At 40.4% G+C, this 19,489-nt stretch carries 15 protein-coding genes; 11 read left to right on the forward strand and 4 right to left on the reverse strand.

The features are described from left to right. Nucleotides 1–251 precede the first annotated feature (251 nt). Complete coding sequence (locus tag QI031_RS10870) at nt 252–4,820, reverse strand: DUF4082 domain-containing protein (RefSeq protein WP_281485177.1); 4,569 nt, start codon at nt 4,818–4,820, stop codon at nt 252–254. A 1,205-nt stretch (nt 4,821–6,025) separates the two neighbouring features. On the opposite strand from QI031_RS10870, the gene QI031_RS10875 reads away from it, so the two are divergent. From QI031_RS10875 to QI031_RS10885, 3 genes are all read left to right on the forward strand, one after another. Continuing rightward, entirely contained in the window at nt 6,026–7,852 is a 1,827-nt protein-coding gene (locus QI031_RS10875) for an ABC transporter ATP-binding protein (protein WP_281485178.1), read from the forward strand. A 6-nt stretch (nt 7,853–7,858) separates the two neighbouring features. Beyond that, entirely contained in the window at nt 7,859–8,272 is a 414-nt protein-coding gene (locus tag QI031_RS10880; protein WP_281485179.1) for a hypothetical protein, read from the forward strand. 189 nt (nt 8,273–8,461) lie between these two features. Beyond that, on the forward strand, nt 8,462–10,033 hold the full coding sequence (locus QI031_RS10885; RefSeq protein ID WP_281485180.1) for a metallophosphoesterase family protein: 1,572 nt from the start codon (nt 8,462–8,464) through the stop codon (nt 10,031–10,033). Nucleotides 10,034–10,041: 8 nt separating this feature from the next. On the opposite strand, the gene QI031_RS10890 is transcribed toward QI031_RS10885, so the two are convergent. Continuing rightward, complete coding sequence (locus QI031_RS10890; protein ID WP_281485181.1) at nt 10,042–10,860, reverse strand: class I SAM-dependent methyltransferase; 819 nt, start codon at nt 10,858–10,860, stop codon at nt 10,042–10,044. A 6-nt stretch (nt 10,861–10,866) separates the two neighbouring features. Between QI031_RS10890 and QI031_RS10895 the strand changes: the two genes are divergently transcribed. Then, nucleotides 10,867–11,607, forward strand: coding sequence for a class I SAM-dependent methyltransferase (locus tag QI031_RS10895; protein ID WP_425526017.1), 741 nt, complete (start codon nt 10,867–10,869; stop codon nt 11,605–11,607). On the opposite strand, the gene QI031_RS10900 is transcribed toward QI031_RS10895, so the two are convergent. Then, nucleotides 11,604–11,882, reverse strand: coding sequence for a hypothetical protein (locus tag QI031_RS10900; protein WP_281485182.1), 279 nt, complete (start codon nt 11,880–11,882; stop codon nt 11,604–11,606). The two genes, QI031_RS10895 and QI031_RS10900, sit on opposite strands and share 4 nt — an antisense overlap. A gap of 215 nt (nt 11,883–12,097) precedes the next feature. On the opposite strand from QI031_RS10900, the gene QI031_RS10905 reads away from it, so the two are divergent. Next, on the forward strand, nt 12,098–12,718 hold the full coding sequence (locus QI031_RS10905) for a Uma2 family endonuclease (RefSeq protein WP_281485183.1): 621 nt from the start codon (nt 12,098–12,100) through the stop codon (nt 12,716–12,718). Nucleotides 12,719–12,857: 139 nt separating this feature from the next. Here QI031_RS10905 and QI031_RS10910 read toward each other — a convergent pair whose 3' ends face one another. Beyond that, nucleotides 12,858–13,880, reverse strand: a complete 1,023-nt coding sequence (locus tag QI031_RS10910; protein WP_281485184.1) for a S66 peptidase family protein — start codon at nt 13,878–13,880, stop codon at nt 12,858–12,860. Between the two features lie 124 nt (nt 13,881–14,004). Here QI031_RS10910 and QI031_RS10915 point away from each other — a divergent pair, with 124 nt between their 5' ends. The 6 genes from QI031_RS10915 (at nt 14,005) to QI031_RS10940 (ending at nt 19,489) form a co-directional block, all read left to right on the forward strand. Beyond that, on the forward strand, nt 14,005–14,367 hold the full coding sequence (locus tag QI031_RS10915; protein WP_281485994.1) for a Lin0512 family protein: 363 nt from the start codon (nt 14,005–14,007) through the stop codon (nt 14,365–14,367). A 121-nt stretch (nt 14,368–14,488) separates the two neighbouring features. Next, entirely contained in the window at nt 14,489–15,832 is a 1,344-nt protein-coding gene (locus QI031_RS10920; protein ID WP_281485185.1) for an aromatic ring-hydroxylating dioxygenase subunit alpha, read from the forward strand. Between the two features lie 18 nt (nt 15,833–15,850). Continuing rightward, a complete protein-coding gene (locus QI031_RS10925) occupies nt 15,851–16,657 on the forward strand; it encodes a DUF3598 family protein (RefSeq protein ID WP_281485186.1) in 807 nt (268 codons plus the stop codon). Between the two features lie 167 nt (nt 16,658–16,824). Next, nucleotides 16,825–18,018, forward strand: a complete 1,194-nt coding sequence (locus tag QI031_RS10930) for an FAD-dependent oxidoreductase (protein WP_281485187.1) — start codon at nt 16,825–16,827, stop codon at nt 18,016–18,018. 32 nt (nt 18,019–18,050) lie between these two features. Beyond that, a complete protein-coding gene (locus tag QI031_RS10935; RefSeq protein ID WP_281485188.1) occupies nt 18,051–18,437 on the forward strand; it encodes a nuclear transport factor 2 family protein in 387 nt (128 codons plus the stop codon). A gap of 149 nt (nt 18,438–18,586) precedes the next feature. Continuing rightward, on the forward strand, nt 18,587–19,489 hold the full coding sequence (locus tag QI031_RS10940) for a cell division protein FtsX (RefSeq protein ID WP_281485189.1): 903 nt from the start codon (nt 18,587–18,589) through the stop codon (nt 19,487–19,489).

Consider the following 19,489-nt stretch of genomic DNA (forward strand, 5'->3'; position numbering starts at 1 on the left):
TTGCATCAATTCAGCCTTGCCACGCCGCAGGCTAAAATTCTAGATTTTTGGTGTATTAGGATTGATGTCTATAACTACAAAACGATAAAACCCGATTTAGGATGATTAGCTGATTTGTGTGTAGAAAGTAGGCTAATGAGATGAGAGTAATTTGGTTATTTTCCAGATTTTTAGTTCTCTTTTTTAGGAGAATGTCAAAATCTGGAAAACAGAAACCGAGAGATGAAATTTTTAACTACTCAATTCAAGTTTTAATTGGTAGCAAACACTACATCAACCCAGTAGTTACTCGATCCGAAAGTGGAATTGGGGAAGGCAGGATTCGCACTGTAGTTATAGATACCATTACCTCCACTCGACCCATTGCTGAGAGCGTGCAGTGGTGGATTATCTACACCAGTACTGGCAAAGTAGCCTTGGTCTACGGAGTAGCGTCCAACATTTGTATGGTAGGAAGCTACATAAGTGGTGTTAGCAGTAATTGCTACTGGTGTACTAAAGTTGACCTGCTGCCAACCAGAACCACTTTCATTAGTGAAAGTCGCTGTAGCCAACTGCGTACCAGTACTGCTCCATAAAGTACCAACGTGAGTCCCAGTATTAGCTGTACTCTTGTAGAATCGGATGCCAGTGATAAAACCGCTGACATCAGACCGGAACTTAACACCCAACTCAATCGGCACATTATCGGGATCTGCTAACACAGTGGGAGTTGTTGCAGGACTCCAGATAGTGGACGATGATCCTGTTGCTACTGTGGTAAATGACCAAGTTAAGTTCGCTGTTAAAGCGTTACCCGCTAAGTCTTTTACTCCAGTACTGCCACCTTTTACAGTGGTGGTATAAGTCATGGAATTTGCCAGTGGGCTACTTGGTGTTAGCGTTGCTGTACGGTTAGCGGTGTTATAGCTGATAGTGGCTGCTACCAAGGCATTACTAGAGTTGCGTAACTCGAATGTGTTGGTATTAATTGTTGCCGAGTCCATCCCTTCACTAAAAGTAGCTGTAACGTTCGTTCCTGTAGTTACCGCTGTTGCACCACTATTAGGAGATTTTGTAGTCACTGTTGGTGCTGTTGTATCAGGGCCTGTACTGCTCGCAAAGACTATATCTACCCAGTAATTACTCGACTGATAACTTTGATTTGGGAAACCAGTAGCACCATATTTGTAGACACCATTACCTCCATCTACTCCATTGCGTAAAAGATGTAGTGGCGGATTATCTACTCCAGAACTAGCAAAGAATCCATTATCAGAAGCGTAGTTTCCATTGGGTGCATGATAGGAAGCAACATAAGTAGTATCAGCAGTAATTGCTACTGGAGTACTAAAGTTGACCTGTTGCCAACCCAAGGCAGTTTCGTTACTGAAAGTTGCCGTTGCTAGCTGGGTACCAGTGCTACTCCACAAATTACCGATGTGGGTTCCTGTGTTACCGCTTCCTTTATAGAATCGGATGCCAGTAATGAAGCCACTGATATCAGATTGGAACTTAACGCCTAATTCGACCGCATTGGGATCAGGAGTTGATGGGTTAGCTGGAGTTGCCGAACTATTCCAAATACTTTGAGGAGGCGCTGTGCTTGTAGTAGTAAATGACCAAGTAAAGTTTGCAGCCAAAGCATTGCCTGCTAGGTCTTTTACTCTTGGGTCGGTTGCTCCACCTTTAACTGTGGCGTTGTAAGTTGTTGAACTTGCCAACGGGCTATTTGGTGTTAGTGTTGCCGTGAGGGTAGCCTCATTGTATGTAACAGTGGCAGGAATCAGTGTACTTCCTGCATTTCGCAACTCAAATGTATTGCTATTAATCGTTGCTGGGTTGATTGGCTCACTAAACGTTGCTGTAACACTGCTGACAGTATTAACATTTGTAGCTCCGTTAGCAGGAGTCTTGGCAGTAACTGTCGGGGGTGTTGTATCTGGAGCGTATGTAGCAACATAAGAACCAGCATCACCTGAAAAGAAAGCGTACTCAATGCCTTTGATTACCTGTTTTGTGAAAGTAACATTACTACTATTACGAGTAATGCTGCTCAGGACTAGGTTGCCAGAACGATTTGGTAGCATCGCCTGTAAATTATTTGCACCTGTACCCTTGCTAACAGTGAAGTTGAGAGTATTGCTACTCCATGCCAACGAACCAAAAGATGAGCTGTTGCGACCGTCAAGCCATGTCAACAGTTGTTTGGCGGAAATAATCGGTACGTTACGGGTTTGGGCGGAGGCAATCACCGCATTAGCCACATCTGAGTTATCAGCATCGGTATGAGCATTGACATTGAAAACACCGTAATACCCCTCTGCTCCAACTGCCTTATCAAGAAGAGTATTAATTGTCGAAGGATATGTTTGTCCTGACTCATCGGTCATTTGAGTAACCGTATGGTAGACATCGATCAATGTCCCGTCTTGGTTAGCCAAACGCATGGGCATACCAGAACCAGAGAAGAATCCTGGGCGGTTAGTAATCCAATCAGGCGGCCAGTAGTAGTAAGTTGTGTCAAGCCGTATCCCATGATTTAGTTCAACTTGGGGAGTAGTGAACCAGTCACTCCAAACAAGGCAGTGATGCCGTTCGGTAACAGGAGCAGGAATGCTTGAGTAATTGCTAGAAAAAGTATTTAGTTGATCTGTGTAGAAAGCCTCCAATGAAGTGGGTGTAAAATCCCCACAGTTTGTATTGACGTGCAACGATACTTCAAAGCCATCTGCATTAAATGCGGCTGCTTGAGCGTTAGTTATCGGTGGTGAGTTGGCATATATGTACGATGTACCCCGAATACATTCCCAATCATCGACTAAACAACCCGGTTCACTCTGGGTTTTAAATTGATTAAACCGAGCTACAGTTCCGCCGTTGGCATGATCGTCGCCAGTCATGAGTACAACTGCTTTTATAGTCTCATTTTTGACTTTAGGAAAATACCAAAAACGCGGTAGTGGTTTCTTATCTAGGTTCATTTTGAGAACTAGGTTGGCCAGCAGGCGTTGTTGCTCGTCTGCCTGAGGAATAGCCACCTTATTGAGGTTGACCCAATCCGCCTGAGAATCTCCGCTTTTATTGCCAAAGAATAAGTCGTCAGAGCGAATGGGTGGGTAACTATCACGCTCTTGTGTAGCCCAAGCAGGATTACCCTGGCGGGTGTAAATGATTGAACGCGCTAAATCGTAGGTAAATGCAGCAGCCTGACCACCATTATTACCTACACTACGTAATGTAACGGCTGGATTGATAGTTGATGTTGTGACATTTGTATACAAAGTAGCAATGCTCGCAGCACCGTTAAGTGTATAACGGTCGGCTGTGCCGTGAAATTGTATTGTCTGGTCAACAATCCCATTGCCTGCTTCTGTCGAAGTATTTACAAGTAAATAAGCATTGGGAAGCGTGGATGCTGCGTCGGTTAATCCCAGTAAATTAGCTAGCTGCTTATCAGGACGCATGGCGATTAAATTGCCACCACCTATAACCCAGTCGGTGAACATTGTCACTTGAGCAGAAGTGAGAGTCATCTCGCCCAGAATGACAACATCGTAATTGGCAAGTGTGGCTGCTGAGACTGACGAAATATCACTTTCGTTAAAGGTGTTCAATCCTTCATTTCGCAGAATCTCTGGGTAGTATTTGCTAAAGGGGTTGGCAGCCTTGGTGATAACTAAGATTGGCCCGCCTGGTGCTGGTGGGACAGCAGCAATCAGTGTTTCTCTATCAGAACTGACAGAGGCTTTTTTAACTGAGCTATTAGCTTTTAGGCTCTTGTTTTCCTTTAATAAATTAAGAGGTACTGAGTCAGTAACTGAGTCTAATAAGCTAGGGGTTAATTGGATGGTTTGCTTAATTAGACCTCTTTGGGAATCCCACAGGTTAACTTCGCCGCTTTCTGATGCACTAGCGAAGTTCAGACCGTCTGGACTAACAGTAATAGCTTTGATGGCAGCATTTTGGGCGCTTCGGAGGGTCGAAACTAGAACACCACTATTTACATTCCATTGGTAGATATTGTTGTCATCACCCCCAGCAATCACAATTGTTCCGCCACGGTTGAAAGCAACTGTTCTCAATGCTTTAGTAGCTTTGCTGAAAACTTTTAACTGTCTACCTTCAATTACATCCCACAGTCTAACTGTGGCATCCTCGCTGACACTGGCTAGCTGATTGGTATTCTTGGGGTTAGGATTAAAGGCGATCGCTGTTACTCTATTCGCATGACCAAGCAGAACTTTTAGCAACTTACCTTCTTTAAGATTCCATACATAGATTCGACCTTGGTCATCTCCACTAGCTAAGAGGGTGCTATCGCTATTGAAGGCGACGCTATTGACGAAACGCTCGTGTCCCTCAAAAAACCTAACTAGTTTGTTGGTTGTTGAGTCCCATACAGCTACTTTGAGGTCTTCTCCGGAACTAGCTATGAACTTGCCATCTGGACTGGTAGCAAGTGTCCTTGGCGGGTTCTCAGATGCTTGGAGGATAGCCTCTTGTTTGCCGCTAGCTATGTCCCAACGCCGCACTACGGTGTCTTTGCCGACGCTAGCCAGTTTGCCATCTGCGGTATAAGCAAGCCCAGCGATCGCAGCACCTGTTCCGCTCTTGATCGTTCGGACTACCTTTCCACTCTTGACATCTAGCAAGGCGATTTCGCCTTTTGCAGTTCCACTGGCGAGGGTCTCTCCTTTAGGGCTAAAAGTAGCCGTAGTGACTTTAACAGAATTTTTTGAAACCTCTTGAGCTGGTGTATATCCTTCTATTTGACCTAAGAAGAGTATGAGTAATATCGTGCAGCAAAATAACGTTAGGTATCTAAAACTTCGACTCATTGTTTCATAATCCTCAGTTTATAATCCTTAACAAAATTGTGATTTCCTAAAAGACAGCCTTCTATGATCTAGATCAACATTTTTAAAATCATTCATTCCGCAGGTTAACGCGACAATTTTGGGATTTTTCATCAATCATTTAAAATCTGTTTTTTAGGCATTCAAAGATGATAAGAAACGCTAAATATGTGTCTTCATTGGGTTTAAGACATTTAGCATGATTTTTGTTTTGATGACATAACTCGCGGAATGATTTAGTATCTTGAGTTTTTCACCACTCAAAAACCTATTTTGGAGAATCCTTATTTTCGGGATGTTCTCAAATAGTCTTTCGTCAGAGGTAAAAATTTAGTGATCCTAAAATGCTTATCTGTCATTAGGCTGAAATCATCACAGATAAAATAAAACCTGATGAATCAAGGTTTTAAATATTTGACCTGTTTCCAGATAACTAAATTATTGATATGTCTATTGAAAATCAAAATCCCTGACCAATCAAATAGAACTTACCCAGCACAGCAGGATATTCCTGAGAGTGAAAGGTAGCTCAGACGCTTAATACTAGGCATTTCTGATGAACAATAAAGAGAAAATTTCTTATCAATAAGATCTTATCCTTTAAGAGGTCAAAGGACGTATAAGCCTTTGTTAGTAGGACTTAAAACGTTTGATTAGCTCTTGAAATTGTGAGGGTAAATAGTGCGTAACTTGATAATAGGGAACAATAGCAAAGAGATAATTTCGTCAAAGGAATTTTTCTTCGCTGTTGACAATGTGAAAACATTTTATACCCTAGTATTGAGTATATTTTCTTTCTAGCTAAATATGCTTAAAGATTTGGTAAATTTTTCAATTAGCCTTCAAATAAGGACTTCTCAGACAAATATCAATTAAGATGACTGACTATTATGCACTTAGTAATATCATTACATCTTTGATGGTGTGTATACAATTGCAAACATTTTCATACTTTGTTTTTGAATATATCACTTGCTATATCTGATTGTTAAAAAAATTCAAAAACTGTAAAGCAAAAAAGACCTCGTTACATTAACGCACAATCTTTAAACTCTATCTAAAGACATAAATTAAGTATTGATTAGTAAAAAAAATGTCACCTAATTTTTAACTTGGAATTTAGGTTTTATCTTAGTCCTTGACCGTCCATCAGCAATTACGGGTATTTCCACGCTATAAAAATAATAATGAAGATTAAAAAGAAACGAAATGCCCTGCGCCAATCACTGGCAGTTTTCCGTTATAGCGGACGGGCTATAGGCTTGGTGTGGAATACTAGCCGCTTTTTGACAATTATCTTAGCTACTTTGACTTTAGCGGCTGGTTTGTTACCAGCAGCGATCGCCTACCTTGGTAAGCTAATTGTGGATGCGGTAGTTTTGGCTTCTCAATCAGATGGCGGTAGTTTTGTCAATATTTCTCGCCCATTATTATATGTAGGATTAGAAGCGATCGCAGTTGCTTTATTAGCAGGTTGTCAGCGAGGACTCTCCATTTGTCAATCACTATTGCGGGTGCTACTAGGTCAAAAAGTCAATGTACTTATTTTAGAAAAAGCTTTGACGCTTGACCTTAGACAGTTTGAAGATTCAGAATTTTATGACAAATTGACCAATGCTCGACGAGAAGCATCAGTTCGCCCCCTTTCTTTGGTAACTCGCACCTTCGGATTGGTGCAAAGTGGGCTTTCCCTGATTACCTACGGCGCTTTGCTGGTGAACTTTTCAGTTTGGGCAGTAATCGTGTTGATTCTAGCAGCGATGCCTGCATTTATTGCAGAAACCAAGTTTGCCGGGCAAGCCTTTCGCCTATTTAGTTGGCGTGCGCCCGAAACCCGCCAACAGCACTATATAGAAAACCTCTTAGCTAGAGAAGACTTTGCTACAGAAGTCAAACTCTATCAGTTAGGAGAAATGTTATTAAGCCGTTACCACAATATTTTTAATCAACTTTATGGCGAAGACCGCAACTTGACTCTGCGGCGGGGATTGTGGGGATATCTGTTGAGTTTAGTGAGTACTGCTGCTTTTTACATAGCTTACGCTTGGATAGTTGTAGAAACTGTCTTAGGTAGAATCTCCTTAGGAGATATGACAATGTATCTCATCGTCTTTCGCCAAGGACAGTCTACTTTCTCCAGTGCCTTGACTTCGATTGGGGGAATGTATGAAGACAATCTTTATCTTTCAAATCTCTACGACTTTTTAGAAGAAGAAGTCCCACAGCCTTGGGGTCAAGCAACTATTGGTATCAATCCCCAAGATGGTATCCGCTTTGAGAATGTGTCGTTTACCTATCCAGGTAGTTCTAGACCTGCATTGAGAAACATTTCCCTACATCTCAAACCAGGAGAAAAACTAGCAATTGTAGGTGAGAATGGTTCCGGCAAGACAACCTTAATCAAACTACTTACCCGACTTTACACCCCAGACTCAGGACGGATTTTTTTAGATGGTTTGGACTTGCAAGAATGGGATGTGGATGTACTGCGCCGTCGGATTGGGGTAATTTTTCAGAACTTTGTCCGCTATCAATTCACCGTGGGAGAGAATATCGGCATCGGCGATGTAGAACACATAGAAGATCAAATCCGTTGGCAAAATGCAGCTCAAAAAGGCATGGCTCAACCTTTCATAGAACAATTGCCTGAAGATTTCCGCACACAGCTTGGTCGTTGGTTCAAGGGAGGACAAGAACTTTCTGGAGGACAATGGCAAAAAATCGCCTTAGCTCGTGCTTTTATGCGAAATCGGGCAGATATTCTGGTTTTAGATGAACCAACATCAGCAATGGATGCTCAAGCTGAGTTTGATATTTTTAATCATTTTCGCTCCCTGACTCAAGAACAGATGGTGTTCTTGATTTCTCACCGCTTCTCAACGGTACGGATGGCTGACAAAATCGCAGTGATAGAAAACGGAGAAGTTGTAGAACAAGGGACTCATGAGGAGTTGTTAAAAAATCAGGGACGTTATGCCAAGCTGTTTTTATTACAAGCGGCGGGTTATAAATAATTGGGAATGGGGCATGGGGCATGGGGCATTGGGCAGGGAAAATGGGAAGAAAGATTTTTATTTTGTCTTGCGAATGCTATTTCATGGGTATCTGTTGCACCTTTGAACTTGAAAGTTGAAGCTTTGAACTTAGAAGTTGCACCTCTGAACTCGAAAGTTGAGACTTTGAACTCGGAAGTTGCACCTCTGAACTCGGAAGTTGCACCTCTGAACTCGGAAGTTGAGACTTTGAACTCGGAAATTGCACCTCTGAACTCGGAAGTTGCACCTCTGAACTCGAAAGTTGAAGCTTTGAACTTAGAAGTTGCACCTCTGAACTTGAAAGTTGAGGCTTTGAACTCGAAAGTTGCACCTCTGAACTTGGAAGTCGAGGGTTTATACCATTTCACAAAATATTTGAAACAGATGATTGGTATTTAATTAGGACTTACGTAAGAACTTTCTGAAATCCTCTTAACTACCCTGCGGGAAGCCGCAAAGCGTCTACGTGTCCTTTGTCTTGAAAAGTTTGTTACGGAGGGAAACCCTCCTGACAACTTTTCGCTGTATCTTTGTGGTTAGTTTTTCCATGATTTTGCATAAGTCCTGTCAAATTTAGGAGTGTCTACTGTGAAATTGATTTCTGAACCATCAATTCCTGTAAAAATCCAAAGGATGAAGGAAAGAGTGCGGTGGAAACATCCGAGTTTTGGACAACGGGGAATTGATCAAACCAGCATGGTTATTGATGATGGTAAGGATGATAATCCTGATTTTTCATTTATGGTTATCGGTGACAGTGGCACAAAATCTCATTACGGACATCATCCTCAACGAAAAGTCACTGAACTGATGCTTCCCCACAAAGATGATTGCCGTTTTGTGCTGCATACTGGGGATGTGATTTATGTGGTGGGTTCCCGTGAGTATTATCAAAGCAATTTTATTGAACCTTACCGAGAGTTTCTAGTAGGTGGCGAAAACCCCAAGAATATTTCTTATGACCGGATGGTGTTTAATTTACCGTTTCTGCCAGTGCTAGGCAATCATGATTATTATGATGTGCCTTTGATGTATCGTCTATTAACAGGCAGCACGTTACGGTTACGTCGTCAACTGCGTTACAAAGATTTTGAGATTGGTTGGCATGGATCAAATCAAGGTGATGCTTACTCACGAGCATTTCTTGATTATTTAGCTGCAATGTCTTCACCAGAAGATTTACAACGTCATTTAGATCAAAATTATACGGCTAAAACTGACAATGGGCGCTGTTTGAATTATCAACCGGGACAGTTCACTCGTTTACCTAACCGCTATTACACTTTTCGTTACGGTGGTATTGATTTTTTCGCTTTAGATTCCAATACCTTTAATGCACCATCACCTTTACCTGCAACTCAAGAAGGGGAAATTTATCGTCAAGAATTGCAAAAGCGTCGTCAAGAAATAGATCAAGAAGAAATACAGATTTTAGCATTAAGCGATCGCCTTAATCCCGATAACCCAGCTGAAGCTGAAAAACTTGATGAACTCAGCGCCAAATTAGATCAAATCAACGAAATCAAAATCGACATTGAAAAACAATTAAAGTCCGATACCACAACCGCGATTGATTTTGAACAACTTGATTGGCTGCGAACTCGACTCATCGAATCTTGGAACACAACGCAAGTTCGCGGCAGAATCATTTATTTTCATCATCCTCCCTACGTCACAGAAGCAACGAAGTGGAAACAAGCCCAAACTCTAGCGGTTCGTCATCGCTTGCGTTGGGTTTTAGAACAAGTGGCAGAAACTCTAGGTTCTTTAATCAAAGAACGTCCCATAGTTGATTTAATTTTCAACGGTCACGCCCATTGCTTAGAATATCTGCATACAGTTGATACAGGATACGCTGATTCACACATCAACTACATTATTTCTGGTGGTAGTGGTCATCGTCCCCGTCGTCAGCGTCCAGAGGGAACTGAATTATGGGAAAGTTTTACTAATATTTCTGGTAGTCCTACGCGTAAAGTTGCGGATTCATTATTATTTGTGGGACGCAATGGCTATGGACTTCAACAGCGATTACCTTACTCTTGTGTGCGGATTGATGTTCAAGCTGGTTCCCCACCCAAGTTTACCGTAAGACCATTGGTAGCTGAGCGTGTTGGTCAAAAATGGTGCGATCGCTCCTTGGAACCATTTGTAATTTAAATAATAGTTTACTTTATAGCGCGAACAAAGAACTTTGTGGTATCTTCCCAAACTCCTTGATCGGTTGTCAATTCTTCAATTTCTGTAATGTACTCAACTTGCAATTGATTTAATTGTTCTAGCGATAATTGTGCTAACAGTTCATTACCTTTAAAACTCATATTGATTTCTCTCCAAGATAATTTTTTATCTTTCAAATGGCGGTAACGTCCTGATGGTTCAATTTTAATGTCAATATCTCTAAAACCTGCTTGCTCTAGCAGATGATGACATTTTTCTGGAGTTCCTGGTACTTCCAAAATATGTTGTACTGATGTACCCAATACTTTAGTGTAGATGTTCTGATAAACAGTTGCTAAATAAGCAGTTTCTGGAGGAAAAGTAAATGCCACAAATCCTCCTGTTTTTAAGAAGTTATACCACTTTTGCAAAATAGCAGGGATATCAGGAAAAAGTACAATCGCTTCACAGCAAAAGATAACATCAAAACTTCCATCATTAAAGTTAAAAGATTCGGCATCTGCTTGAATCAACTCGATATTTTGTAATTGTGCTGCTACAATCTTTTGTTTTGCTTGATGCAACATTCCAGGGGTCATGTCAATTCCAATCACATAACCTTCTGAACCAGCTTTTTCAGCTGCGGGAATCGCCACTAAACCTGTACCAGTGGCCACATCTAAGATTTTCTGTCCTTGCTGAAGCGGAACAAATTCCAGTAAAATTTTAGCTTCTAGAGGATGACGAGTACCTTCCTCATAGTCATAAGTAGTTCTACTACCATAAAGTTCTCTTAGTTGTTGCTTATAACCTTCTATATTATTCATAATCAAATGTCAAATTTTTTACATTTTATAGTAACTCTTCTGCTGATGTTAAGTTGTTCGTTGTTGAATCCAACTTATACAGCACAAGCAAACTCTTCACCAAATACTGTATACGAACAACGGACTATTCACAGTCTTGATGGTATTGGTAAATATTATATGGGTCGAGAAATTGCCCAAGTTATGGGACATACAGGCGCTGGCTGGTTAGAAAGATCCAGGAGAGAAACAGAAGAACAACCTAGTAAGGTGATAACTGCAATCAACTTACAACCAAATTACGTAGTAGCAGATATTGGTGCTGGTACAGGTTACTTTAGTTTTCGTATTGCGCCATTATTAACAGCAGGAAAGGTGTTTGCTGTGGATATTCAACCAGAAATGATAGATATCATTGAGTTTTTTAAAAAAGAGAAAAACATCTCCAATGTTGAACCTGTTTTAGCAACTGTTACTAATCCCAATCTGCCAGATGAAAGTGTAGATTTAGCGTTAATGGTCGATGCTTATCATGAATTTGAGTATCCCCAAGAAGTTATGCAAGGAATTGTCAAAGCCCTGAAACCAGGTGGTAGAGTAGTGCTGGTTGAATACCGGGGCGAAAACCCCTTCATCATGATTAAACGTCTGCACAAAATGACTCAAAAGCAAGCACGTAAAGAAATGCAAGCTGTTGGTTTAGTTTGGCGTGAAACCAAAAATTTGTTACCCCAGCAGCATTTAATGGTGTTTGAAAAACTAACTTAAGATGTTGGCAAAACCAAACTAGCATTTTTAGTTGTGCTATCCCAAACTATCCAACTACAAGAACTGTCTACATCAGTTGGATTATTGGTGACTTTAAAATACAACTTTTCTGCACCTTTGGGTTCGATCGCAAAGTCAGCATTTTGAGCGTAAACAACTTTAAAACCTTTGTCTCGCAAACAATACATTGCCCACGCTTTCAATGATTGTTTATGTGGTTCGTGGGGAATTGGTGGTTTTGTAATTGTTTGTTCAATAACCTGATATATTTGCATTGATTTTTTAATTTCAGTAAATACTTTTGGTTTTCATTATTTATTTTATACAAATTTAGAGGTTATACCATTTCACGAAATTATAGTAGCTTTGCTTTTTTCAATCAACTCATCTAGCGATCGCACTCTAAAAGTTTAGTTTAGGCTAGTTCGCAAGCAATGCGATCGCTGAATTAGAGATAATATTTATATGATTAAGTAATTCTCTATCATCTATGACTCAAGCCATACCCAAGCTAGTAACCTTTGAGGAATTTGTCGATTGGCTGCCTGAAAACGTCGGAGTACGCTACGAACTGCATAATGGAAGTATTGTGAAAATGGCACAACCAGTAGGAGACCACGAAGAAGTTAAAAGCTTTCTAGGTGTCGAAATTCCTGTTGAAATTAAACGTCTAGGATTGCCCTACGGTATCCCTAACCAAGTTATAGTTAGACCTCCTGAAAAAGATTCTGGTTATTTTCCAGATGTGTTGGTGCTAAATCGGGCAAATCTGGCAAATGAACCATTGTGGAAAAAAGAATCTACCCTAAGTTTGGGTGCATCAATACCTTTAATTATCGAAGTAGTATCAACTAACTGGCGGGACGATTACTATATAAAATACGCTGACTATGAAGAGATGGGTATCCCCGAATACTGGATTGTCGATTACGCTGCCTTGGGTGGACGCAATTTTATTGGCAACCCCAAACAACCGACAATCTCTGTCTGTAACTTGGTTGATGGAGAATATCAGATAAATAAGTTTCGAGATAGCGAGATCATTATCTCCCAAGCTTTTCCCCAATTGCAGCTCACGCCAACCCAGATTTTTCAAGCTGGTTTGGTGTAGCGTTTAATTCGTAATTCGTAATTCGTAATTTTTATACTGCTAATACTTTATTGATTTGAAATTGGTGTTTTATCCACAAAGCGATCGCCTAATTAATGCAAAAATAACTATATAATCTGGCATTTGCAGGTTTTTAAGCTTAACTAACAGCGGCTTCTAATAATTTAATTGTCCCAGTGTCAGCATCAATTTCAACTTCTACACCAACTGGTACGGTAAATTTATTTTGAATATGACCAATCATCGAACCATACCAGCCAGGAATGCTCAAAGGCAATATGTGGTCTTGTAATACTTGCATTAAAGTAAATGATGGTTCATCCCCTAGACTACAATCAGTGCATTGTCCAAAGATAAAACCAGCAATTTGGTTAAGTATACCGGCATTTTTTAACTGAGTCAGCATTCGGTCAATTCGATAAACATCTTCGTTTACGTCTTCTATAAACAAAATGCTTTTGTACCAAGAAGGTAAATAAGGTGAACCTACCATCGCCGATAACACCGACAAGTTACCACCCATAAGTTTACCTTTCGCCTTTCCTGGTGCTATTGTCTGCACTTGCACATCGCTAGGCTGGAAAGTTGCCATTGTTACAGCTTCGCCATGAAAGAGAATGCGCTTGAGGTAATCTGTAGTAAAAGTATTCCAGGTAGAGATGGCATTGGGGCCGTGAAAAGTCATCACCCGACTACGAGCATAAATTGCTAGTACCAAGGCAGTAACATCACTGTAGCCAATGATAATTTTGGGATGAGAGCGAATTAAGGTGTAATTCAGTAACGGTAACAGGCGATTACATCCCCAACCACCACGCATAGTCATTATCGCTTTCACGGAGCGATCGCTAAACATACTATTTATATCTTGAGCGCGATCGGCATCTTTACCTGCTAAATAACCATAACGGTCTGCAATATGCGCCCCAAGTTTGACTTTTAATCCTAATTTTGTAATTGATTGCTTCGCTGTTGCAATATCTTCTAAATCAACGATACCCGCTGGGGCAATCAATCCTACAGTATCACCAACTTGCAAACGGGGCGGTTTAAGAATGATATTGGGCGATAATTGCTGTTCTTGAGCAGCAAGTGGTGAAATTTGGGTAGCTAAGGTAGCTAATCCGCAGGTGGTAATAAATTGTCGGCGCTTCATCTTCATGATGAAAGTTTAGCCTCACATTTGCGACATTTCTATCTCAAGACTCGATAATCTATCTCAGAAGAAGTATGCTGCTGTTCTATTGAGCGATACAGTTAAAAAGAAAGATTTCCAGGAGGTAACAGTGGCGCGTAAACGTTTGATTATCGAGATGGGGATGGGAATAGATCAGCATGGACAAGAGCCAACTGTAGCAGCAGCCAGAGCTGTACGTAACGCGATCGCTCACAATGCTTTACTCGGTGTTTGGGAAGTCGCTGGTTTAAGTAATCCTGATGAGATGATTGTCGAAGTTAAAATAGCAGTGCCCTATCCAGAACAAGTCAGAGAAGCAGAAGTATTAGCTGTATTACCATTTGGTAAAAAAAGCCTCAGCGTAGAATTTGGAGGAATGGTAGTGCAAGGACGAGCGATCGCCTCTCTCAATGATAAAAATGATGAAATGTTGATTGCGATCGCAGCGGTTACAGTTTTGGTTGAAAATTAACTCTTAACTTTGGCAAAATTTAGCTCTTGGGACTGAAAGTTTCTGCAAAATCTCTATCTAATTCTTTTTTAGATAAGATCAGGACAGGCAAATTCAGATAATCGCTACCTAGAGCAGATTTATGACATTAGAAATCCAGAGAACACCGACTTCTACTTTAGAGATAACCGAAGAAAAGCAAGAATTTAATTGGAGACAATGTTGGTATCCTGTCTGTTTTGTACAAGACTTACCAAAAAACGTTCCTTACAGTTTTTCTTTATACGATGAACCTTTTGTTTTATTTACAAACAAAGATGGACAATTAATTTGTTTAACAGATCGTTGTTCTCACCGTGCGGCTAGACTCTCTGACGGACAAATTATTGATGGCAAAATTGAATGTTCATATCATGGTTGGCAGTTTGGTCAAAATGGTGAATGTTTACATATTCCTCAGTTGCCTGCGGATGCAAAAATTCCCGCTAGTGCTTGTATAGAGTCATTTCAAGTTGTAGAACATCAAGGCATCATTTGGATCTGGGCGCAAGCAAGTGAAGCTGGCAAAGAGGAACTTATCCCAACTTTAGCTGACTTAGAAAACCCGATATTTGTCAGCACAGATTACATGCGCGACCTTCCTTATGACCAAAGCTATTTTATAGAAAATATCATTGACCCAGCTCATGTTCCCATTAGTCATGATGGCATTATGGGAAGACGAGACGATGCCCAACCATTAGAAATGGAAGTCGTTGAAAGCTCAAACAAAGGGATTCGAGGCAGATATAAGTATACGCGAACACCGAATGCCTCTTGGAATTATTTAGATTTTATTGCTCCCAATTTAATTACTTATAAAATCAATATTGTCCAGAAAGGTTGGCAAGGAGGAGTGGCTTTATATTCCATTCCTTTAGGTAAAGATAGATGCCGAATTTTACTAAGAAATTATGGTAATTTCTTCACTTGGAAACTCAAGAACATGCCTCTTTGGCTAGACCATATTTTAGTAAGAAACAAAATCTTAGAAGGAGATTTACAACTTGTTGTGCAGCAAAAGGCTCAAGTTGAGCGCTTGGGAGAAAATCTCAAACAAGTCTATTTACCACTCAAAACCTCTGATACATTGGTAATTGAATACCGCAAATGGCTGGATAAATTTGGTTCATCTTTACCTTTTTATCAAGGCTATGCTTCAGCAAAAAACATAGATGGAGGTGAATTTAATACAAATTTGACACCTTTAGACAGATTTGCACAACATACGCAAATTTGTAATTCTTGCAATCAAGCTTATCAAACCACAAATAAACTGAAACAAACTTTTATCGGAGTAGCGATCGCTTTTGCAGCTATAGCCATATTAGTCGATGCTTATTACCTCAAAATAGCCACAGTCTCCGCTGCATTATTAGCAGTTGGTTTGGCAGTTTTTGCCCAGAAACTTAAAATTAAGTTTGAACGCTCTTATACTCGTCACTAATTTCATTAACATTAGCAAATGTCACAATTGAATATTATGAACACCCAAGAACAAAACTGGATAAATTTATTCGGTAATCATAGTCTTGAAGATATTGCTTGGTATGGAACATGGACTAAATATGCTCCCAATAAAAAAGTTATCAGTTCCTTTCAAGGTGTGAGAAAATTTCGTACTAATAAAGATAAAACCTTGATTGACCATACTAATACTTATACATACGCTGATGGCAGCACAGAAGAGAAAAACTGGCAACTTGAGAAGCAGACTTGTAACCAATCTGACGGTGTAATTCATGTCGCCGTACCTTCTATGAGGTCGCTATCTTTTGGTCAAGGTGCAAGTGCTTGGTTCAGCCAAACATGGGAAATGGGAAAAATGTTTGGAGCAGAGTTGTTTTTTCAACATGAAAATTGGCGAACTAGTGTTAGTACTATTTATGGAGAAAATGGCGATTTAGAAAGAATTACTCATATTCGAGAACATCTAGGTAGCTTCCCCATCGAATCTCCTGGTTTAGAAATAGAAGCAATTGATGGCAAGTGGACAGGAGAAAAAAAGTATATGACTCCTGATTTAATTATTTCGGATACCGAATTAATTGCAGAACTGATATTAGTTCCTATAAAAGGTATCAATAAAACTATATTTTTGCCTGATGGTGTAGTTGTAAATGCTCCAAAAAAATTGGAAAATAATCAAGAGTTTCAGATGACAACTGGCAAATTTGTGTCTCCAGAAATCTTTAAAAGATTTACAGTAAAATATAATCAATTGGGTAATTTTCAACAATTGATTTCTGAAACATTTCATCGTCAAGTTTAAAAACAAAATCTATAGAACTCCTATTTGATTTTTGAACACGATTTAGTACGTATCTACCCCTTCTTAACTGTTCCGTTCCCTGTTTCCTGTTCCCTGTTCCCTATCTACACAAATAAATTCACCGAATCAAATCGGATTACTATATTGTCTGAAAAATTCTAAAACCTATGTCTGAAAATCAGCCAATTCAGTATCCCCCTGTTGTAGAAAAAGTTGCCATCATTGGTGCTGGTCTTGGTGGTTTAGCAGTGGCGATCGCTTTACGAAAACAAGGTATTGATACCCAAGTTTACGAAAAAGCCCATTCTTTGCGACCAGTCGGCGCAGGATTGACGCTGTTTCCCAACGGCTTGAATAGTTTAGAGGCGATCGCTCCTGGGATAGTTGATTCTTTAAAACACGCAGCTAGCCAAACCCGCGTCACCAACTTTAAAAAAAACACCGGAGAGATGATTGCCCAAAACTCAATCACTCTTATGGAAAAATACGGGCAACCAATGTTAAACATTCGATGGTCACGTTTACAAGAAATTTTGGCTGCTGCACTTCCCAATGATGTTATCCATCTCAATCATCGTTGCATTGGTTTTGAACAACTTGATAGTGGCGTTGAAGTATCTTTCGATAATGGCAAAATAGTACAGGCAGATTTATTGATAGGAGCTGATGGTATACACTCAACTATTAGGCAAAAACTGATTGGAGACGGTTATCCTCATTATGCTGGACGGCTGTCTTGGCGGGCTGTAGTTCAATATAGTCATGAGTTGTTACCTGCTGACGAAGTAGTATTAATGGCAGCACCCGAAGGCAAAAACTTTTTATTAGTTGATGTCAGTGACGGATATATCTTTTGGAGTGCTGGGGCGTTATCTGAGGAAGATTCTCTAGCTTCTAGTGCTGCTGATGTGAAATTACGTGTCTTAGAAAAATTTGCTGGTTGGGGAGAACCAGTACAGGCGATTGTTGCAGCAACACCTGCCGAGGATATTGTGGAACGTCCAATCTGGGACAGACCACCTCTGCACAGATGGAGTCAAGGTACAGTCACACTGTTGGGTGATGCAGCCCATCCGATGGTTCCGTCCTTAGGACAAGGCGCAAATACAGCTTTTGAAGATGCTTGGGAACTCTCTAGGTGGCTCACACATGCGCCTAATATTGAATTAGCCCTTACTAGCTATGACAGCAGTCGGATTCAAAGAACCCAAGTAATTCAAGCTCGTAGCGCTTTTCAGGGAAGCCGCGCCTATGAGTCTGACAACCAAATATTTTTGCGGGAAGCATTAGATCAAGCACAGGTGAGTCAACCAGAGTTTGAAGATTGGATGTATAAATATCAATTATTCATGAGAAATTAAGCTTGTGCCTGAGAAACAAGGAAACTAATGCTATGTCGCCCGCAGTTATAGAAAGTATTGTTAATGCCTACTTTGCTAATTTTGGGGCAATGAATCCAGAAGGCTGGGTAGAAAACTTTGCCGAAGATGCTCTAAGTCACGATCCAGTTGGCGAACCACCTGCAAAAGTCCATGAAGGATTCCGTCAGTTTATCGGGCAATTGCAAGCAGTTTTTGTAAAACTAGAACCGACAATCGAGCATATCTTCATTGCTGGCAACGAAGCAGCAGTTAAGTGGACAATGCAAGGAACTAGTAAGAGTGGCAAGGTAATAACCTTCGAGGGCATCACAATTTTCGAGATTAATGAAACTGGTAAAATTCAAACAACTCGCGCTTACTGGAACCCTGTTCAAATGGTGGCTCAACTGCGCTCTTGAAAAATGGTATTGAGTTGACCATTCTGCCCCCTGCTTTTTACTCAAGGTTAGAAAAGATTATATCAACTCCAAAGTTTGTTTTGTCGAGTATAAAGGTTGATGTGATATTGCACCTAGACGCAAAGCCAATTTAGATTTTGGGGTAATGTGTGTTTAAATTTCTCACGAAACTTGACTATTTGCTCAAAGAAACTTTCCTCGGTTTACTACGCGGAGGTTGGATGAATTGGGCAGCTATAAGTACTGTTACGGTATTACTATTTTTATTCGGTCTGAGTCTGCAAACTTCTTGGCAAGTGGAAAAAATGCTTAACCAGTTTGGCAGCCAACTAGAAGTATCAGTTTATCTCGAACCGGGTATACAAGCCCAAAGTATTGAGACATTTGTGGCGCAAATGCCGGAAGTCGTGACAATGCAAACAATTACCAAAGAGCAAGCTTGGACTAAGTTAGTTAAGGAATTGGGAATTACAGATATTGATGGTGCTACTCAGCAGCTAGGGGATAATCCTTTAGTTGACGAGATGAAGGTAAAAGCCAGAAATCCTCAGGTTGTGCCAACTTTAGCGACGCAGTTAGCTAAGTTACGGGGAGTTGAAACGGTGCAGTATGTAGATGAAGCAGTAAAACGTATCGCTCAATTGCACCAAGGTCTCAACTGGATTACTTTAACAATTACAATTATTTTGACTTTAACGGCGATCGCTGTCACGAGTACCACAATTCGTTTGATTGTCATGGCGCGTCGTCGAGAAATTGAAATTATGCAACTGGTAGGAGCAACTTCAGCGTGGATTTATCTACCGTTCATTTTACAAGGCATTGCCTTTGGTTTAGTTGGCGGTGCGATCGCTTGGAGTTTTATTTCTGTAATTCAACAGTTTATTAGTAAGTTGTTAGCCAATCAGCCAGAATTTATCAAATTTATTAGCAATGGTGTTCAGCTTACAGCCACACAAATCTTATTGTTGCCATTGATTCTCTTAAGTTTCGGTGCAGCGGTAGGATTAATGGGAAGCTTATTTGCTGTTCGGCGTTTTGCAAAAGGTTAA

This window comes from Halotia branconii CENA392 (genome assembly GCF_029953635.1).
In the GTDB taxonomy this organism is placed as follows: Bacteria; Cyanobacteriota; Cyanobacteriia; order Cyanobacteriales; family Nostocaceae; genus Halotia; species Halotia branconii.

Coding starts and splice junctions, on each gene's coding strand:
- QI031_RS10870 (WP_281485177.1), bottom strand. CDS start 4,820: ATGAGTCGAAGTTTTAGATACCTAACGTTATTTTGCTGCACGATATTA.
- QI031_RS10875 (WP_281485178.1), top strand. CDS start 6,026: ATGAAGATTAAAAAGAAACGAAATGCCCTGCGCCAATCACTGGCAGTT.
- QI031_RS10880 (WP_281485179.1), top strand. CDS start 7,859: ATGGGGCATGGGGCATGGGGCATTGGGCAGGGAAAATGGGAAGAAAGA.
- QI031_RS10890 (WP_281485181.1), bottom strand. CDS start 10,860: ATGAATAATATAGAAGGTTATAAGCAACAACTAAGAGAACTTTATGGT.
- QI031_RS10895 (WP_425526017.1), top strand. CDS start 10,867: ATGTCAAATTTTTTACATTTTATAGTAACTCTTCTGCTGATGTTAAGT.
- QI031_RS10900 (WP_281485182.1), bottom strand. CDS start 11,882: ATGCAAATATATCAGGTTATTGAACAAACAATTACAAAACCACCAATT.
- QI031_RS10905 (WP_281485183.1), top strand. CDS start 12,098: ATGACTCAAGCCATACCCAAGCTAGTAACCTTTGAGGAATTTGTCGAT.
- QI031_RS10910 (WP_281485184.1), bottom strand. CDS start 13,880: ATGAAGATGAAGCGCCGACAATTTATTACCACCTGCGGATTAGCTACC.
- QI031_RS10920 (WP_281485185.1), top strand. CDS start 14,489: ATGACATTAGAAATCCAGAGAACACCGACTTCTACTTTAGAGATAACC.
- QI031_RS10925 (WP_281485186.1), top strand. CDS start 15,851: ATGTCACAATTGAATATTATGAACACCCAAGAACAAAACTGGATAAAT.
- QI031_RS10930 (WP_281485187.1), top strand. CDS start 16,825: ATGTCTGAAAATCAGCCAATTCAGTATCCCCCTGTTGTAGAAAAAGTT.
- QI031_RS10935 (WP_281485188.1), top strand. CDS start 18,051: ATGTCGCCCGCAGTTATAGAAAGTATTGTTAATGCCTACTTTGCTAAT.